This window comes from Streptomyces sp. NPDC056361 (genome assembly GCF_042262805.1).
In the GTDB taxonomy this organism is placed as follows: domain Bacteria; phylum Actinomycetota; class Actinomycetes; order Streptomycetales; family Streptomycetaceae; genus Streptomyces.
The window spans coordinates 79,130-97,659 of record NZ_JBHJQI010000013.1 but is presented as its reverse complement, the minus strand read 5'-3'; the positions used below and the strand labels follow the sequence as shown (position 1 = coordinate 97,659).

8 protein-coding genes are annotated in these 18,530 nt (G+C 76.1%); all 8 read left to right on the top strand.

Annotation, left to right across the window (positions count from 1 at the left end):
• Positions 1-227 precede the first annotated feature (227 nt).
• The 8 genes from ACFCY7_RS06810 to ACFCY7_RS06775 are packed head-to-tail and all read left to right on the top strand — an operon-like array spanning position 228 to position 18,503.
• A complete protein-coding gene (locus tag ACFCY7_RS06810; RefSeq protein WP_376481977.1) occupies positions 228-2,651 on the top strand; it encodes a hypothetical protein in 2,424 nt (807 codons plus the stop codon).
• Positions 2,648-4,168 (top strand): hypothetical protein, encoded by a 1,521-nt coding sequence (locus tag ACFCY7_RS06805; protein WP_376481975.1) that lies wholly within the window; start codon positions 2,648-2,650, stop codon positions 4,166-4,168. Before ACFCY7_RS06810 ends, ACFCY7_RS06805 begins: the two co-directional genes overlap by 4 nt.
• A gap of 50 nt (positions 4,169-4,218) precedes the next feature.
• On the top strand, positions 4,219-4,869 hold the full coding sequence (locus ACFCY7_RS06800; RefSeq protein WP_376481974.1) for a Pycsar system effector family protein: 651 nt from the start codon (positions 4,219-4,221) through the stop codon (positions 4,867-4,869).
• On the top strand, positions 4,866-7,325 hold the full coding sequence (locus ACFCY7_RS06795) for a VWA domain-containing protein (RefSeq protein ID WP_376481972.1): 2,460 nt from the start codon (positions 4,866-4,868) through the stop codon (positions 7,323-7,325). The genes ACFCY7_RS06800 and ACFCY7_RS06795 overlap by 4 nt, the downstream gene beginning before the upstream one ends.
• Before the next feature lie 21 nt (positions 7,326-7,346).
• Positions 7,347-10,964, top strand: a complete 3,618-nt coding sequence (locus ACFCY7_RS06790; RefSeq protein WP_376481970.1) for a tubulin-like doman-containing protein — start codon at positions 7,347-7,349, stop codon at positions 10,962-10,964.
• 26 nt (positions 10,965-10,990) lie between these two features.
• Positions 10,991-13,864: a hypothetical protein gene (locus ACFCY7_RS06785; RefSeq protein ID WP_376481969.1), complete on the top strand. Its 2,874-nt coding sequence runs from the start codon at positions 10,991-10,993 to the stop codon at positions 13,862-13,864.
• A gap of 32 nt (positions 13,865-13,896) precedes the next feature.
• Positions 13,897-16,116 carry a hypothetical protein gene (locus ACFCY7_RS06780; protein ID WP_376481967.1) on the top strand — a complete coding sequence of 740 codons (2,220 nt, stop codon included), beginning with the start codon at positions 13,897-13,899 and terminating at the stop codon, positions 16,114-16,116.
• A complete protein-coding gene (locus tag ACFCY7_RS06775; protein WP_376481965.1) occupies positions 16,113-18,503 on the top strand; it encodes a hypothetical protein in 2,391 nt (796 codons plus the stop codon). The genes ACFCY7_RS06780 and ACFCY7_RS06775 overlap by 4 nt, the downstream gene beginning before the upstream one ends.
• Positions 18,504-18,530: the final 27 nt, after the last annotated feature.

Here is an 18,530-nt window from a genome sequence, read left to right as displayed (position 1 = left end):
GGGGGGGGGGGGGGGGGGGGGGGGGGGGGGGGGGGGGGGGGGGGGGGGGGGGGGGGGGGGGGGGGGGGGGGGGGGGGGGGGGGGGGGGGGGGGGCCCCCCCACCGCCCCGGAACGGGATCGGGAACCGTACGTACACCGTCGGGGGCGACCTGCTCGACGTCCACGGCAACACGATCCACGGAGACTTCACCGGCATCCGCAAGACGGCGGGGGCGGGTGAGCCGGAGTGAGCGACCAGGACGACGGCGAGTCCCGGAACGAACCCCAGGACGCCGGCCGCGCCGCCGACGACCGGGCGGGCGGGCACGAACGGGGCTCCGACCGGGGCGCGGACCGGGGCGGGGGCAGGAGCGGCGACCGGGGAGCCGGCCGAGGGGCGGACCGGGGGGCCGGCCGGGGGGACCGGGACGGCGACCGGGCCGAACGGGGGGACGGGACCGGGGACCAGCCGCGCGAGCCCAGCGTCTTCGCGTCCGCCGACCGGGGTCCCCTCGGCGGCGAGAGCGGCACCGGCGGCGCCGCCACCGCACGCCGGGCCGTCCGCACCCTGACGGGCGGCCCCGGCGACCGGCACACCACCATCCACGGCGACGGCACCGTCTACGAGGGCCCCCAGGTCCTCGCCCTGTACGGCCCCGACCACGCGCCGCACTTCGTCCAGGGGCCCGTCCCGCCCGAGACGCTCGCCCACCTCGGCCGGGTGTACTGCGAGACCACCGGCTACCAGCGGATGAAGGACCGGCTCCGCGACCACCGGGTCCTCGTCCTGTGCGGCGAACCCGGCAGCGGCCGCCAGGCCACCGCACTCGCCCTCCTCGACGAACTCACCCACGGGAAGGTCTTCCGCCTCGACCCGCGCCACGGCGTCGACGAGATCACGGAAGAGGCCGTCGAGGACGGCGGCGGGCACCTCCTGGAGCTGCTCACCGAGGACCTCGGGACCGAGAGCGAGCACCGGCCCTCCCGCTCCGGCCCCGGCGACCGGACGGCCGGCGCGCCCCGGCCCGCCACCCGCCTCTCCGAACTGCACCTGGACCGCTTCGGCGACCTGCTGCGCGGCCGGAACGCGTACGGCGTCGTCCTCGTCGAGAACGGCGAGCTCGCCGACCGGCTCCTGCGCGGCCGCTACGGGGTCTACTGCGCCCCGCCGCCCGCCGACGAGGTCCTCCACCGCCACCTGCGGCTCCAACTGAACGGCGAGGCCCTCGACACCGCGCGCGCCCTCGCCCGGCGCCCCGACGTGGTCGACGCCCTCGGCCTGGAGGCGCTGCGGCCGCGCGAGGCCGCCCGGCTCGCCGACCACCTCGGCCGCCACTGGCGCGGCGAGCTCGACGACGATCAACTCCTCGCCGACTGCGCCACGTTCGTGACCGCGCAGGCCCGGGAGTGGTTCGCGGGCGCCGACCGGCCCGGCACCCTCCCCGAGGCCCTGCCGACCCTGAACGCCGGAGCCTTCCGCATCGCCGTCGCCGTCTTCGACGGCTCCGCCTACAGCCTTGCCGCCGAGGCCGCCGAGCTCCTCGCCTGGGAACTCGCCGTCACCCTCGACCCCGAACACGCCCCGGGCCGCAGGCTGTTCGGGACACACGCCGAACACCGGCCGGTGCTCGCCCGGGCGGTCCTCGAAGACGGCGAACTGGACCTGGGCCCGGCCAAGGTGCCGGTGCGGGCCGTCCGCTTCCAGGGCGGCGGGCTCGCGGGCGCCGTCCTCGGCGAGGTCTGGCACGGCTACCACAACGTCCGCGGCCCGGTGGCCCGCTGGCTGCGCTCGCTCTGCGACGACCCGCGGTCCGAGGTGTGGGTGCGGGCCTCCATCGCCGCGGGCGTGCTGTGTTCCTGGGACTGGATCCACGGCTTCCGCGAGCTGATCGCACCCCTTGCCGCGACGGACGAACCCGTCGCCCGCATGGCCGCCGCGACCGCCCTCGCCGAGTCCGCCCGCGACCCGCGCGTCCGCCCGGCCGTCGCCGACGTACTCAAGGAATGGGCGGCGTCCGACGAGGACACGCTCGTCGGGACCGCCCTGCTCGCCCACGGCTACGTCCTGGCCGCCGGGGACGTGCCCGGCTCGCTCGACGCCCTCGCCCGGGTCGTCAGGGCCCGCGAGGCGGGCGACACCGACGTCCTCGTGCACGCCGCCTTCAGCGCCGCCCGGCTGCTCGCCTCCGGCGAACCCGAACCCGTACTGCTGCGGCTGCGCCAGTGGCTCGACGACGGCCGGCTCGGCCTCGCCAACCTGGTCCTCCTCACCGTCATCCGCACGCTGAGCACCCGGACCACGCACCTGTGGGGCCTGCGGGACGTGCCCGAGCTCGACCCGCACGCGGCGCGGCCGCTGCTCGTCGCGCTCCTCGCCACCCGGCCCGGCCTCGCGCCCGACCTGGCGCGGCTGCTGCGGCACACCCTCGCCACGGCGCGCTCCGGCGAGGCGGCCCTCGAAGCGTTCGGCGGCCTGCTCCGGCGGGCCGCGAAGGACCCGGAGGCGCTCCGGCACGTCTGCGGCTTCCTCCCGCTCCTCGCGGTGGAACGCCGCGACCGCGACCGCCTCCGGGGACTGCTGAACGAACTCGTCAGGGACCGCGACCGGCCCCTGGACCGACGAGCGGCGCGGCGGATGTGGGACGCCGTCACGGAAGGAGCCAATCGATGACCGGGCCCGAGCAGAACGGGAACGCACGGCCGGACGACCGGGCGCGCCGGGACGAGCGGGACCCCGGCGGACACGGCCCGGACGGCCGGGGGCCGGACCGCCAGGGCCCCGACGGGCGGGCGCGGCAGCGGTACGACGGCGCCGCCGCACAGGACGGGGGGCAGGCCCGGCCCCAGGGCCGCGACCGGGAACCGTGGAACGCGGACGCGTCCGGACGGCCGCGCGGCCCGCTGCTGCGGGAGTACGCGCCCCCGTACCGCCGCCGCAGCGGCCGGATCGCCGCCGTGCTGCTCTACCGCAACGGCGGCCACCGCGTGGTCTGGCCGGACCGCAAGGAGGACGTCAACAAGCCCCTGATCGGCTCCCCGTACACCGTCTTCGAAGTGCAACTCGGGCGGAACCTCACGGAGTTCAGACTCCAGCTGCCCGCCTCGGGCGACGGCGTGTTCTTCGAGGCCGTCGCCCGCATCCAGTGGATGGTGACCGACCCGCACCTCGTCGTCCGGGAACAGGTCGAGGACGTCGCCGAACTGCTCCACGACGAACTGCTCGACGGGCTGCGCCGGCTGTCCCGGAGGTTCCGGATCACCGACGCGCAGCGCGCCGACGAGGCGGTGCGCGAGGCGCTGAGCACCGGCCGTCTCAGCTTCGGCAGGGACATCGGACTGCGGACCAGGGTCCACGTCTTCATCGACCTGGAGGAGTCGGTCAAGGCCGAGGTCCAGCGGCGGGACCGGATCGACATCACCATGGAGGCCGACGCGCGCGAGGCCGAGGCGGTGCGCCGCAAGGACGCTGCCGAGCGGGTGCTCATCGCCGACCGCGCCCGCGAGATCGAGGCCCTCTTCCGGCGCGGCGACCTGGCCCAGATCGCCCACCACATGGCGGTCCACCCCGACAAGCAGTGGGAGATCCGCAACCAGCTCCAGCAGGAGCGCCGCCAGGGCCAGGAGGACTACCTCGCCGTCTTCACCCAGCTCCTGGACACCGGGGTCCTCGAACGCCACGACATCGGCGAGCAGATGTACCAGGTGCTGATGTACCTGCGCTCCCAGACCGGCACCATCGTCGGCGGCATCACGGACCGCGTCCTCAACCCCTCCGGCACCGCAGGTCCGCGTTCCCCGCGCGCCATCGAGGAAGGGCACCCCGAACCCGGCCGCCCGGACTGGGACGACGACGCCCCGGGCGGGACGGGGCACCGCGAACGGCGGGACGCCCCTCCCGCGCCCCGGGTCTACGAGCCGACCCGCGTCGAGTCCGGCTCGGACCGGGAGCGCGACCGGCGCGACCGGAGGGGCGAGCGGGGGGAACCGGGCGAGTCGGGCGAGCGGGGTGAGTCGGGCGAGCCGGGTGAGCGGGAATGGAACCGCGGCCACGACCGGTACGAGCGCTACGACCGGTACGACCGCGACGACCCGTACGACCGCGAGCGCCCCGACCGGGAACGGGGCACCTCCCGGCCCACCCGCCCCACCCGGCCCAGCGCCGACTTCGACGACTGGGACGACGCGTGACGACCCCGTCCGGCGCCCCGGACCATACGCCGGTGTCGGACCATACGCCGGTGTCCGACGACATGCCGGTGCCGGACCGCGCGCTGGTGTCCGACGACATGCCGGTGCCGGACCACACGCCGGTGCCGCCCGGCGCCCGGGACCGTACCCCGACCACCCCTCCCGGACCCGCACCCGCACCCGCGCCCGCACCAGGACCCGCGCCCGGACCCGGACCCGAGACCGCCCCCACCCCGCCCGAAGAGCTCCGCTTCATGGCCGAGCGGCTGCTCGCCACCGTCCGTGAGGACATCGGACGGGCCGACACGAAGGCCGCGATCCTGCTCTCCGGGGCGCTCGCCTTCCTCGCGGTGGTGTTCTCGGGGGACCGGGGACCGCTGCCCGAGACCGGTGCGGGACTCGCGTTCCTGCTGGTGGCGGGGGTGCTGTGGACGGCGGGGGTGGTGATGCTCGTCTCGGTGGTGCTGCCCCGGACCCGGATCGGGGCGGACCGCACGCTGCTGCGCGAGCTGACGGCCGGCCCGTCGGAGCCGGTGCTGCGGGAGCGGCTCACCGCGTCGGGGGCGGACGCGACCGGCTGGCTCCTCGAACAGGCCAGCGTGCACGGGCTCGTGCTCGCGGCGAAGTACCGGTGGCTGCGCCTGGGCGTGTGCGCGCTCGCGCTCGGCGCCCTCCTGGCCCTCTTCAGCGAACTGTGGTGAGACAGAAGATGCAGTGGACCAACAAGGGGAGCGCCCTGCTCCTCGCCGGGGCGCTCCTCGCGCTCTCCCCGTTCACGGCGGTCCCCGCCTCGGGAACCGGCGCGGCCCCCGGCGCCCTCCGGGCGGCGCGGTCGGCCGCCGGGCCCTCCGACGGCCCCGAGCCGATCGACTTCGCCGTCGTCGTGGACCAGTCGGCGAGCCTGGCGGACAAGGACCTGGCCAGGGAGACCGAGGCGGCCGCGCTGTTGAGCCAGGGCGAGATATCGGAGCGCTCCCGGGCCGCGGTGATCGGCTTCGCCAGTTCGGAGAAGGCCGGCCAGTCGCCCGTCAGCGAGGTGTGCCCGCTCATCGTCGCCGATGCCGCCGGCCGCGAGCGGCTCAGCGACTGCGTGCAGCGACTGGGCCGCCGCGACGACAAGCGGATGGGCCCGGGCACCGACTTCCCGGCGGCGATCCGCCAGGCCGTCACCCGTCTGACGCAGGGCGGCGACGGGGCGGCCGGGGCGAAGACTCCGGCCGTCCCCAAGGTCGTGTTCCTGCTGACCGACGGCAAGCTGGACGTCGCGGACAGCCCCGAGTACGGCACCGACCGCGACAGCCGCCAGGCCAACGGGCAGCGGAGGCTCACCGAGGAGCTCGCCCGGGCGCGGGCCGCCGGCGTGCAGATCTGGCCGCTCGGCTTCGGCAGCGCCATCGACCGGGCCGCGCTCACCGCGATGGCCGACGGCGGCTACCGGGGAGCCTGCTCCGACGTCCCCGGCTCCGCCCCGCGCATGCGGGTCGTCGGCACGTCCGCCGAGATCGACACGGCGCTCCAGGAGACCTTCGCCGCCGCCCGCTGCGCCCGGATCGCGCACGGGACCGCCGGGAAGCCGCCCGCCGACCTGACCGTCACCATCCCGCCGATCGCGACCGACGGCTCCCTCACGGTCTCCAAGCACGACCCGAAGGTGCGGGTGACGTACTTCGACCCGGCGGGCCGCAAGGTGCCCGCCCGGGGCGAGTTCGACGGTTCGCTGTTCGAGGTCAGCGGGCAGGACGGCCCGGTCGAGGCGCTGCGCGTGAAGAACCCGCTGCCCGGCCGCTGGCGCGTGCACATCGAGGCGCCGGAGGGCCACCGCGACCGCGAGGTCGCCGTCCGCGCCATCTGGCAGGGTCGCCTCCGCTCCGACGTCACCCTCGACCCGGCCTCGCCCCGGGCCGGCGAGGAGATCACCGTGCAGGCCCGGATGCAGACCAGGCGCGGGGTCGTCATCTCCGACCCCCGGCAGCTGGCGGGGGTCGCCGTCACCGCCGAGATGAGCGGCGCGGGCTTCCCGCCCGTCACGTTCCGGCTCGCCGACGACGGCCGGGCGCCCGACCGCAAGGCCGGCGACGTCCGCTTCACCGGCCGCCTCACCGTCCCCGCCGGCGCGACCGGCGACCTGAAGTTCGTCACCCGCATGGCCGCCCCCGGCATCACCTCCGACCTGCGCCCGCTGTACGCCCGGGTCGCCGAGGGGCCGCGGCCCGTGATCGCGGGGCTCGCCGTCGATCAGGCCACCGTGTACCCCGGGGGCACCGTCCGCGGCACCCTCGACATCACCAACGAGGACTCCGCCCCGCACACCCTGCGCCTCGCCCTGAAGGACGTGACGCCCGGAGCCGAGCTCACCCTCGCCCCGACGACCGTCACGGCGCCGCCCGGCGGGAGCACCAGGGTCCCCTTCACGGTCGCCCTCGGCGGCTCCACGCCCCTCGGCGAACTGGGCGGTCAGGTCACGGTCGTGGACACCGACGGCGACGTCGCCCTCGACTCCGACTACCTGGACGCCCGGGTCGTGGCGCCGCCCACCTGGTGGGACCGCTGGTGGAAGGAGGCGGCCGGCGGCGCCGGCGTGCTGCTGCTGCTCGCCGCCTTCGCGGCCGTCCGGCTCGCCGCCCGGCGCCGCCGCCGCGACCTCACCGGTCTCACCCTCGAACTCGGCCGCGAGGGGAGGAACCTCTACTCGCTGCCGATCCGGCGCGGCCAGAGCCCCGGCGGCGTGTTCGCCTTCACCGTCGACGAGCCGTACGGAGCCCCGCCCACCCTCCGCCGGATCCGCGGCGGCACCGCCTCCGCCTCCCACGTCCTGCGCCGCACCGGCGGCGGCGAACTGCTCCTCCGCCCCCGCGGCGGCCCGCAGGTCCCCGTCAGGACGGGCGAGCCGATCTCCCTCGGCGACCACGAACTCGTCGTCCGCGGCGGCCGCGTGGAACCGCAGCGGACCCGTGACCTCCCGTGGTCCCGCCGCTCCGGGCGCCCCCGCGGGTCCGGCACGGGAGCGGGACCCGGCGGCACGGGACGGCGCAGGGGTACGGAGGCGGGCACGGGACCCGGCACCGGCGGCGGCACGGGAGCGGGCACCGGCTTCGACGCCGGCACGGGATCCGGCGAGGCCGCACCCGGCGCGGGCGCGTACGACGAGAACTTCTGAACGGGTCACCGAGGAGACGACATGAAGATCTACCAGCCCATGCTCTTCGTGGGACTCGGCGGCACCGGCGGACGCATCGGCAGCGAACTCGAACGCAGTCTGCGCCGGGAGCTGTGCGGGCCCGACGGCACCGACCTGGTCGACGGCGGCCGACGGCTGCCCTTCCAGCTGCCCGACTGCCTCCAGTTCGTCTACGCCGACTTCAGCGAGGGCGAGCTGCTGAGCCAGCCGCAGTTCCGGGCCAAGGGCGCCGAGGGCGCCGCCTTCGCCCGTACCTCCCGGATGGTGCGCGACCTGCTGCCCACCGACTTCGACTCCTCGCCCGAGGTGACCCGCATGCTGCGGGTCTCCGTCCACGAGGAGACCCGGCTGTGGCTGCCGCCGCAGGCCCGCCAGCCGCGGGTCGCCCCCCTGAACAGCGGCGCCGGGCAGCTGCCCACCGTCGGCCGCGCCGCGTTCTTCGCGACCGTCCGCTCCGGCCTCGAACCCGTCCTGCGGCAGCTCCGCGAGGCCATCGGGGCCATCGGGCAGGCCGCCGGCGACCTCAAGCGGGTCGGCGGCGGCCGCATCCGCGGCTGCGACGTCTTCGTCGCCTTCTCCGTCGCCGGCGGCACGGGCGCCGGCATCTTCTACGACTTCATCCACCTCATCGGGCACGAGTTCCGCAACGCCAAGGTGCCCGGCGTGAAGATCTACCCGCTCGTCGTCATGCCCTCCGCCTTCCCGCCCGAGGCGGGCGGCGGACGCGAGGCCGAACTCAACGCCGCCCGCGCCCTCGTGGACCTGTCGCGGCTCGTCGACGACCAGAACGTGCCCGACGCCCTCGACACCGTCGGCGACGTCGAGGAACACGGCCGGCTCAGCGTCACCTACCCCGGCGACGGGCTCGTCGCGCTGCGCCCCGCCACCATGCAGACCGCCTTCCTCTTCTCCAAGCCGGCCGTCATCGGCAGCGAGGACCTGCGCCGCTCCATCACCGCCATGGTGATGTCGCTGATCGGCACCGAACTCGGCGAGGACAGCGGCGGGGTGAACCGCGCCGAGGACGACTACCAGTCCTTCGCCGCCAGCTTCATCAACAAGAGCGTGGAACGCGCCACCCCCGCCCGTACCGGCATCGGCTACCGGGGCATGTCCACCAGCCTCGCCGCCTCCCTCACCGTCCCCGTCGACGACCTCGCCGAGATCGTCGCCGCCCGGCTCCTCGCCCAGGCCGTCCGCGGCATGTCCGAGCGCGCCCGGCGCCCCGCCCGGGAAGGACAGGACCACGTCCGCGACCTGTTCACCCGCTCCGGCGTCGGCCGGCTCTGGAGCCGCGAGGCACCCGACGTACCCCTGCCCGAGCAACTCCCCAGGGGCAGCAGGGACATCACCCAGGAACTGCGCCAGCGCCTGCAGGACATGGAGGAGTCCCTGCACCGCCTCGACATCCACCTCTCCCGCGAGATCCCGCGCCTCACCGAGGACTTCAGGCCCGGCACGGGCGCCCGCGAACTCCTCGGCACCATCGGCCCGTTCCAGCTCGAAACCGTCCTCGCCGGCCTGCCGGGCCACCCCGACCGGGTCGCCAGGGAAGGCTTCACCGGCATGCTCGACAACCGGCGCAACGAACCCGAACGGCCCCCGCACGTCCAGACGTCGGCCCCCGCCATCCCCCGGATCAGGGGCAGCGTCGGCGGGGTCGTTCCGGCCCGGTGGGCCGACCCCGACGTGCAGGACGCCCTCGCCGCGCAGGAGGCCTGGTACCAGTGGCGGGCCCGGGTCCTCTGGCACCGCGGCTGGCAGGCCGGGGAGGCCCAGTGGCGGCCGTCCCTCAACCGCGTCACCAGCGAGGTCGCCGAACTCGCCAAGGTGCTCCGCGCCCACGAACAGGACGAGCGCAAGGTCTTCGCCGACCGCCGCCGCGAGCTCTACCGCGACGACCGCGCCGGCATCGCCTACCTGCTGCCCCCGCAGAACACCCTGCGCGCCTTCTACGACGACGTCGTCGACCGGCTCGCCCAGAGCGAGGGCCTGCCCGAGACCACCGACGCCGCGACCCTCCTCGACCGGCTCGTCGGACCCGACGACTGGCGGCGCGCCCTGGACGCGGTCCGCCGCTCCTCGGGGGCGGCCGTCAAGGAGATCAAGCAGGTCGTCGAGCGGCGGGTCAAGCGCCTCTTCGGCGAGGCCAACGAGGACGTGTTCGCCCGCCCCCTGCTGCCCTCCATGGAGCTCCTGCTGCGGGCCGCCTCGGGCGACGAGACCGCCGAGGCGAAGGTCGACCCCCGCTGGCTCGACCAGTTCCGCTCCCGGCTCGCCGGACTGCTCCCCGTGGGGTTCATCCCGGACGGCAGCGGCCCGCTCAAGATCCTCATCGTGCATCCCGCCAGCGAGTCCGACGGCCGCGCCGCCGGCTTCCTCTCCCAGGAACTCAACCTCCCCTCACGGGTGTTCCCGGAGTGCCGGGCCGTCGACACCGACTCCATCACCGTCGTCCTCTTCCGCAGCGGCATGAACCTCACCGACATCTCCGAGGTCCGCAGCGTCCTCAGCCTCTGGTCCGAGGCCCGCGACTCGGGTGGCGAGGGCGACTTCCTGCACTGGCGCCAGCGCCTCGGCTACCAGGACGACTGGCTCGTCTCCACCGAGCAGGACCGCCAGCGCATCCTGCACCGCCTGCTCTGCGCGATGTGGAACGACCACATCGCCGCCGAGGGCCCGGCCGCCTCCCCCCACCTCGTCCGCATCCGGCTCCAGGAAGGCGAGTCCGCGACCATGTCGCTCCGCCTGGAGGGATTCGACGGCTCGCTCTCCAGCTGGGCGGGACTGCTCCGCGCGTACGAACGCTGGGCGCTGCTCGACGAGGGCCAGATCATCGAGCAGTTCTGCGAACGCCTCATGCGCACCCTGCCCAAGGGCCTCGCCCAGGTCCCCGCGCCCCCGTCGGCGCTCTTCACCCGATTCGTGGAGGACATCGCCCCGCGCCAGCTCGCCCTCATCGACCGACTCGCCGCCGAGTACGGCGAGTCGGACACCGAGTGGCTCGCCCCCCTGCGCCACTTCTGGGAGGTCACCTACCCCGGCGCCCTCGACATGCGCTTCCCCAGCGCCTCCCGCCCCACCCGCTCCAACCTCCGCACCCTGTACGAACGCCACGCACCGCGCCAGGGCCGCCGCCCGGCACCCCGGCGCGGTCCGGTCCCGCCCCCGGGCCGCGGCCGCCCCGAAGGCCGCGTCCCCCGGGACCGGTACGAGCCCCGACCGGGCGCCGGACACCAGAACGGACACCAGGAAGGACACCGGAACGGGGTCCAGAACGGGTTCCAGAACGGGGGCCGGTACGAGGACGAGGACGGGCACGGGAACGCGAACGCGAACGGGCACGCGTACGGGTACGGGAACGGCGGGTCCGTCTACGAAGGCGACTGGGAACTGGAGCCCGAGCCGGACTTCGGGCCGCTGTACGACGACGTCGACGCGGGCCTCGACGACGGCCCGGACGACGGCTCGGACGACGATCTCGACGACGAGGGCGGCTTCGGCGACCGCTACGAGGGCGGCTACGGGGACGGCCTCGACGACGGCTTCGACGACGGCTATGGGGACGGCTACGGGGACCAGCCGCGCCGCCGCGACCGGGCCGGTGAGGCGGAGTGAGCTCCCGTGTACTCACAGAACGGCCGATGCCCGGCCACGCCGTCTGCCTCGACCTGCGCACGGCGGAGGCGTACGACGCCGACGCCGCCGTGCGCGCGGCCCTGGACGCGCCCCAGCCGGGCGGTGAGCGCCGCTTCCTCGTCGTCGACGCGGCCGACCGGCTCGTGGCCCACCAGCTGCTGTACGAGCGCCTCTTCTCCTACGGGCCCGCCCACATCGTCTGTCTCGCCGTCGGCGCGCGGGGGGAGCGGAACCTCAGCCGCTCCCTCACGCTGCGCCCGCCGCAGGCCGGGGTCCTGTGGGTGTTCGACGGCGCCGAGGACGGTGTCCCGGGCGAGGCCGTGCTGCGGCCGCTGGTCGAGGTCCTGTCCACGCCCGAGGTGTTCGACGCGGTGCTCCGCGCGCTCGGCGAGGTGGTGCACGGCGTCGCCGTGCCCGCCGTCCGCGTCCTGGAGCACGACCTCACCGACGAGGCGCGGGCACGCGCCTGGCGGCAGGCGGTGGAGGGGCTGACCGGCCCGGACGTCCCGGCCGGGGGCGTCTCGGCCGACCAGGTGCCAGGGGCGCTCGCGCTGCTCCTCGACGAGGGCGTGCCGCGCTCGCTCTCCGGCCACCCCTGGCTCCCGCCCCAGGGCAGGGCGGGCGCGCGGCTCGCCGCCTGCGAGGAGGCGCTGGGCGACGCCGTCGACGGCTACGAGCGCGTACGGGGCGCGGCCGGGCTCCTCACCCGGGTGGGCCGGACCGTGGACCTGCCGGGTGACGTCGAGAAGGTGACGGAGGAGCTGACCCGGTTCCGTACCGCCGTCGCGGACGCGTTCGGCGCCGCGGGCGGCACCCGGCTCACCGCCGAGCACCGGGGCCTGCTCAGGGACCGCGGCATCGAACTCCCCGAGATGCCGCGGGAGATCTCGCGGACCGGCATCGTGCCCGCGCTGCGCGACCACACCCACGACCTGATCGGCAAGGGCCTGCCGCTGCGGTCCGTCGCGGCCCGGCTCTCCGCGCTCTCCGCGCGCACCGCCCCGGTGGGCAGCGCCGCCCGGCTCGCCCGCCTCGACGCGATCTGCGGTCCCGAGCGGCTGCGGCGGCTCGGCGGCCGCCACCCCTTCACCGGCGGCGGCTCCCGCCCGGCGGCCTTCGCCGTGACGGGACTCCTCGCCCTGCTCGCCGGGGTCTGGCCCGTCCTCGGCTGGGCGCTCGGCCCGGCCGTCGCCGTCCTCGCCGCCGGGCTCGCCCGCCTTTCGCTGCGGCACCGGCCGAACCGCTCGCCCGACGGCCGGATCGACGGCGGCGGCGCCACGGGCGCGGCGCCCCGCCTCGCCGGCGGGCTCGTCGGCGGCGTCGCCGGGGCGGTCCTCGGCCAGCTCGTCGGCCCGCCGGCCTGGGCGGGCGCCGTCGCGTTCACCGTGTCCGCGGCGGCGGTCGGCCTCCTCGCCCTGCGCGACTGGACCCGGGCCGTGGACGACTGGTGGGCGCGCGCCGACCCCGAGGAGGCCGGCCGGATCCTCCGGGAGATCCAGGCCCTGGTCGTGACGACCGCCGTGCACGACTGGCTCTTCGCCGAGGTGCGCCACCACTGCTCGGCCGGCGCGGGCGCCGTGGCCCACCTGCTCCGCGCCCTCGCGGCGACCGCCGACGCGCACGGCCGGCCGTACGCGCCCGAGCGGACCACCGGCAGGTCGCCGAGGCCGGCGACCGCACCGCCCCCGGCCCCGGCCGGCGGCGCGGCCTCCTGGAGCTGGGAGGACTGGGGCGACGGCGACGAGGCCGACGCCTGGTCCGACCTGGACGGCGAGCCCCCGACCGCGGCCCCGTACCGGTCTCCGTCGCCCGGCGACCCGTTCGACCTGCCTGATCCGCGCGATCCGGCCGATCCGTTCGGCCTGCCTGATCCGCGCGATCCGGCCGATCCGTTCGGCCTGCCTGATCCGCGCGATCCGGCTGATCCGTTCGGCCCGGCTGACCCGTTCGATCCCGCTGATCCGCGCGATCCGGCCGACCCGTTCGAGCCGGCCGGCCCGCACGACCGGACCGGCTCGGTCGACGGGTCCGGCGGATTCGAGACGTCCGGCTCCGAGGACCCCTACGGCTCATCCGACCGCTTCGACCCGGCGGACCGCTTCGACTCTTCCGGCCCCTACCGCCCATCCGACCCGTACCGCCCATCCGACCCGTACGGCTCGTCCTCCTCTTACGGCCGCCCGCACGGCAAGGTCTCCGGAGTCCCCGGCGGCGGGCCCCCGCCCCCCTTCCCGTCCGTGTCCGTGCCCGGGTCCGGGCCCGTGCCCGGCTGGTTGGAGCGGCGGTACGGGGACGGGGGCCCCGCACTCGTGGACACGCTCGTCGGCGACCTCGTCGGCGGCGCGGTGCTGATCCTCGACCGGTGCTGGGCGGGCATCGAGCGCGACCCCGGCGCGACCGCGACGGCGGTGTACGAGCAGCGGTTGGGGGAGCTGCTCGACGAGACGCGGCTGCGTCTGGAGCGCGATGTGGCGGCCTCGCCGCCGCCCGTCGACGACGGGCTGCGGGACCGCGAGGCACTCACCGCGCTCGCCGCGTTCACCGACCGTTCGGACCGGCCCGACGCCGCCCGGCTCACCGGGGTGGCCCCGGACGCGGTCGCCCGGCTGCTCCTGGCCGAGGACGACCCGGGCCGCACGGTCGCGCTGTGCGGCCCCGAGCACCTGCGGCTGCTCTCCCACGACCCGCTCGCGGCCCGGCAGGTGCGGTTCGTGCCCGAGGCGATGCGCCGCGGCGCGGCGGGCGACGACGTCTGGCGCGGCACCGCGGAGGACGTCGTGTGGACCGGGGCGGGGCGGCACGCCGGCATCCTCCGCCTCGTACCGCTGCGCGCGGACGTCGTGAACACCGTCCGCGCCGAGGAGGCGGGAGAACCGTGACCGACCCGAACCAACCGAGCCGACCGAACCAAGTGAACCAACCGAACCGCCAGGCCGACCCGTACCCCCCGATCGACCCCGACCACCCGGACCACCTCAGCGAACCCACCCCGCCGCCCCACCCCTACTACCAGGAGCTGGAGTTCCGCACGCACGAGGAGGTGCCGGTCCGCTTCGCCGTGCGGTACGGGGAGGACCACAGGCAGCCCGGCCGACCCGGTGTCGTCGCGCGCCGTGCGGTGCTCGGCGCGGGGTGGCCGGTCCTCCAGTACCGACTGACGGCGTCCGCGCACGGCGACCCGCACGCGTACGGGCTCCTCGAACGGGAGGTGTCGGCCGCCATCGCACTCGAACGGCGTTACGGGCAGCTGAAGTTCGGCGCGGTGTTCGCCAGGATCGTCGGGTTCGACCTGACGGCCGCCGAACCCTTCGTGCTGTACCGGCCGCCCGCCGGTCGGCCGCTCACCGAGTGGGCGGGGCGCCTCGGTGCCGACGACCAGGAACGGATCACCGGTCAACTCTCGATGGCCGTACGGCTCATGGCCGAGATCGACCTCGTGCACCGGGCCGTCGCGCCCGACACCGTGCGGTGGGACGGCGCACGCGTACGGCTCTGCGAACCGTACGCGGCACTGCGCGCGGGCGAGGCGCGCGAACCCTTCGGCGCCGCGCCCTGGGCCTCGCCCGAACAGCGCGCCGGAGCCGGGGCCGTCGACCCGCGCGACGACCTGTGGTCCGTCGCCGCACTCGCCTACTACCTGCTCTCCGGCCGCCCCGACCGGGGCGAGGGACCCCCGGCCGACCTCGCCGACTACCGCCGCCTCGCCGCCCTCGGCCAGAGCGGCCTCTACTCCCCGCGCGCCGCGGAACGGCCCCACCCCGCCGAACTCATGCGCCTCCTGCACGTGCCCGACCCGCTCGCGACCGGCGTCGGTGCGGCCGACCCGCTCTCCCGGTGGCGCACCGAGTACGACCTCCAACTCGCCCGCAAACGCGCCCTGCGCGACGGGACCGGCCCGGGCGCGGAGGAGCGCCGCGCGGCGGACCCCGCGGACGTGGACCGGGACAGCCCCGCGCCGCGCGCGCCGCGCACCTTCCTCGGCCGGATCTTCGGCGGCGGGGACGAGCCGCCCCGCGCCGCCGCCCCGTCGCTGCCGCCCGACGCCGTACCGGACCCGCCGTCGCGGAGCCGGATGTGCCCGCACTGCCTGCTGCCCGTCGCCTACGACGAACGGCTGCTCGTCACCATCGACGCCAAGGGCAACCGGATCCCCCTCGACCTCAGCGGCGAACGCCGCCCCGGCCACGTCGCCGACGCCCTGCGCAAGGCCTACCACCTGTGCCCGCACACGGCCGACGGCGACGAGGAGCACGAACTCCCCGTCCCCTACCTCACCACCGGCGAACCGCTGTCCGTCGCCCTCGTCGGCAGCTCCTCCGTCGGCAAGACCCACCTCCTCGCCGCGATGCTCGGCGAGGTCGAGCTCGGCGGCCTCGAACCGTACGGACTGAAATGCCGGCCCCTCAACCCCGAGGCGCACCGCGCCTATCTGCGCGAACGGGTGCAGAGCCTCAAGGAGGGGCGGCAGCTGGGCCGTACCGGACAGCAGACCTTCGCGCGGTTCGCCGACGGGCTGCTCGTCTCGGCCGGCGGGGCGACCCCCCGGCCCGTCGTCTTCTTCGACCTCGCGGGCGAGGACCTCGCGCAGGACGGCGAGGTCGGCCGCTTCCTGATGGGCGTCGACGCCTTCGTGTTCGTCCTCGACCCGCTCCGGGCACTCCGGCTGCCCTCCCTCGACCCGGTCCGCGAACAGAGCGGGCTGCGGCGCCGCGACCTCGGCGACGAGGCCTTCACCACCGTCCTCAACCGCATCCCGCGGCAGCGCGGCGGACTCGTCGCCGCACCGGCCGCGCTCGCCGTCAACAAGAGCGACCTGGTGCGCTTCGAACCGTCCGTCGACCGCTGGCTCGGCCGCGCCCTGCCCGGCCGCCACGACCCGGCGGCGCTCCGGGACGAGAGCCGGGACGCGTACGCCTTCCTCGCCCACCACGCCGGCGCCGCCTGGCTCAAGCCCTTCGACGACTGCGCGGACTGCACCCTGCACTTCGTCGCCGCGACCGGCGGACAGGCGCGCGGCGACCGATTTCCGCACGGGGCCCGGCCGCGCCGCGTCCTCGCACCACTGCTGTCGCTCTTCGCCATGTGCGGGCTGCTGCCCGGGGCGGAGTCCGGAGAGGGGATCGCCCGATGACACGGCCGGAGAACGAGGTCGACCAGATCGTCTTCCGCTGGGACAGCGAGAACCCGTCCGGCAGCACCGGCTTCGGACCGGTCGCCTGGTCGGGCCCCCGCGAGGAGGCGGAGAACCTCTTCCGCATCTCCGGGCCCGTCCTGCGGGCCAGTGGGGACGAGACCCGGCCCGCGCTGATCCGCCTCCAGCAGAACGCCGGCGTCATGCTGATCCGGCGCACCCCCTTCACCGACGCCGGCGGCGGCACCTCCGTCCTCTGCCACGCCCTCGTCGGCTCACCCGACCTCCTCGAACCCTCCACCTGCCTCGGGCTCCACGCCTGGGACTGGGAGGGCGCCGACGCCGTGAACGCCGCCGAGGCACGCGGCCGGCTGCCCGTGGTCCCCGAAGCGGCCCTCGTCCCGACCGCCGTCGGCCAGGGGCAGTGGGAGCTCGACCGGTCCCTCGCCGACGTCTCCCGTGAACTGGTCGGCACCGTCGCGGAGTTGCTGCGCCACCCCGACGAGCGGTTCACCGTCCTCGACGAGCGGGGCGACACCGCCCTCGGCGTCCTCTGGGGACTGCACAGCATGTTCGGCGCGGCCACCAACCGCCGGTGGACCTTCGCCACCCACGACACCGCCGAGGTCACCGCGCTCCGCTTCGTCTTCGTCGGCCGCTGGTCCGGCGCGGCGAGCCGCAACACCGAACGCCGCCGCGTCGACCCGCTCGACCGCTACGGAGACCGAGCGGAGGCGGTCGCGACCGGCCTCGTCCGCCACCACCTCCGCGGCGTCGTCGAGGGCGAAGGCCGCGAGTACGCCGTCGGCGGCGCCCTCCACGTCGCCGCCTCCGCCCGCCGCGCCTCCCTCCTCGACATCGCCGCCCGCGCCCTCGACACCCTCGACCGCCGCACCGCCGCCCCACCACCCCGGAAACCCACCCCCACGCCCCGTAAACCCTCACCCCCATCCGCCGCCCCTCCCACCCCGACCCCGCGCCCGACCCCCGGCGACCCCCGCACCCCCACCCCTCAGCCACCACACCCGCCCTCCCGCGACCCGCACGCTCCGCCCTCCCGCGACCTGCACTCGCCGTCCACCCGGGACCCGCACGCTCCGCCCTCCCGGGACCCGCACGCTCCGTCCACCCGGGATCCGCACCCGCCGGCCTTCGAGGCTCCGCCCTCCACTGCGCCCCCGCACCCGCGCCCGGCCCCGGGGGACCCCTACCTTCCGTCCAGCCGGGACCCGCGCACTCCGCCCTCCCGGGACCCGCATCCGCCTGCTTCTCGGGACCCGCACGTTCCGTCCTCCCGGGACTCGTACGCGCCGTCGTCCCGGGACTCGCACCCGCCTGCCTCTCGGGACCCGCACGCTCCGTCCTCCCTGGACCCGCACCCGCAGACCTCCCGCGACCCCTACCCCTCGCCCGCCCGGGACCCGTATCCCCCGACGCCGCGCGACCCCCGCGAGCCCGATCACCCCGAGATGCCGAACCGGCCGCCGGAACCTGCCCCGGGGGCCCCGTCCACCCCGACCGCCCCGACCACAACCTCCACCCCGACCGCCCCTTCCGCCCCTTCCACCTCCTCCGCCCCCGCGGGGCGTGACAGCTCTCCCGACCACGCGCCGCACGCCGACGCCGGTGACTGCGCCCGCCTCGTCCGGCCGCTCGTGACGGCGGAGTGGAGCGGGCCGGGGAAGGGGCGCGGACGGGCGTGGGGGCGGGGGAGGGGGAAGGAAAGGGAGGCGGAGACGGGGCTGGTGCACAAGCTGCCGACGGCGCGGGGGCCGGAGGAGGCGCGGGGGATGGTGGCGCGGGGCGGCAGCCGGGAGCTGCTCGACGTGCTGCGGCGCCCGCTGGACTACGCCGTGCTCACCGAGTTGCTGGGGGAGATCGCCCGGCGGCTGCCGTCCTGGGAGCACCCCTTGCGCCGCGAGCTGTGCGAGGTGGTGCTCGACCGGGAGCTGTGGGCCGTGGCGCGGCCCGGTGTGCGGCACCCCTCGGACCCGTCGGAGGAGCAGCGCGCGGCGAACGCGGCCGAGCTGTACCGCTGGGCGGTCCGGCCCGTGCTCGCCGGCGGGGACGCCCGGATCGCCACGGTCGCCGAGCTGCTGTCGCGCCTGCGGACGGACCCGGAACCGGCCGCCCGCCAGGCGTTCTGGCTGATCGTCGACGGAGACCGGCCCGGCCTGCCGGACGCGGTCTGGCTGACGCTCCTGAAGGAGGCGTACGGCATGCCCCGCACCCCGCCGAGGCCCGCATCACCGGTGTCCCCGGCCGCCGGTCACCCGGACGATCCCGGCAACGGCTACACCCGCCGCTTCCTGACCCGTGCCGGCGTGCTGCTCGGCGGCCTGGTGGTGGCGATCGCCCTGATCGGCCTGTGGGGCCTGCTGACCTGACCCCGTCCTCGCCCACCCCGGTGACGC